This window comes from Pseudomonas sp. 2822-15, from assembly GCF_002742515.1.
GTDB lineage: Bacteria > Pseudomonadota > Gammaproteobacteria > Pseudomonadales > Pseudomonadaceae > Aquipseudomonas > Aquipseudomonas salomonii.
This window is the reverse complement of sequence record NZ_LJRY01000173.1, coordinates 1-464: the sequence shown is the minus strand read 5'-3', so window position 1 is coordinate 464 and position 464 is coordinate 1. Positions and strand designations below refer to the sequence as shown.

General features: G+C 35.3%; 1 protein-coding gene. It reads left to right on the top strand.

Annotation, left to right across the window (positions count from 1 at the left end; translation table 11 throughout):
* Nucleotides 1–457, top strand: a 457-nt coding sequence (locus AOA59_RS08885) for a sensor histidine kinase (protein ID WP_256593037.1), incomplete at its 5' end; no start/stop codon positions are given.
* Nucleotides 458–464 lie beyond the last annotated feature (7 nt).

Here is a 464-nt window from a genome sequence, read left to right as displayed (position 1 = left end):
TTATATGAGAATAATGAAAATAAGGTTTGAGGATAGGTTAACTTGGCAGGTAAATATGCCAGGAGAGTATCGTACGGTATTAATTCCTAAATTAATTGTGCAGCCAATCGCTGAAAACGCCATATTACATGGAATAGGGAATAAAGTTGGTCCAGGTTCCGTAAACGTTATAGTAGATGCAGAAGAGGTAAATGGTAGGAAATATTTATTAATCAAAGTAGAAGATGACGGTGCAGGAATGGATCGAGATACGCAACGTAAAGTGATGGACAACTTAACTTACGAAAACAAAGTTGATTCTACAAAACACGGTTTAGCTCTATTGAATGTTAATCAAAGATTACGCCTTGCTTATAATACTTATGATTCTGAAGTTATGAAAACAGGCATTAGTATAGAAAGTGAGTTAGGAAAAGGAACCTCTGTGTTCATTCGAGTCCCTTTAATGGAGGAGTAAAAATGAA